The 313-nt window shown below is 48.9% G+C and carries 1 protein-coding gene; it reads left to right on the forward strand.

The window, feature by feature from the left end; translation table 11 throughout:
• Positions 1-313 (forward strand): HD-GYP domain-containing protein (locus tag A3763_RS05955; protein ID WP_156494952.1); only part of this gene is annotated, 313 nt, incomplete at both ends.

Raw genomic sequence — 313 nt, forward strand, 5'->3', positions numbered from 1 at the left:
ACTACATGATATTGGGAAGATCGCTATCCCTGATCATATCCTTAACAAGCCTGGTAAGCTAACACCTCAAGAGTGGGAGGTTATGCAGTCTCATGCCCAGATCGGTTACGATATACTTTCGACGTCTGACTTAGAGGTCTTGCGAGCGGGCGCGCTCATTGCAGGTGGGCATCACGAGAACTGGGACGGTTCAGGCTATCCAAACGGTATTGCGGGTGAAGATATTCATATCTTTGCGCGAATTGCTTCGGTGGCAGATGTGTTCGATGCGCTGGTGAATCGTCGATGCTATAAACAAGCTAGGTCTATAGAC

The sequence above is a fragment of the Oleiphilus sp. HI0128 genome (assembly GCF_001635365.1).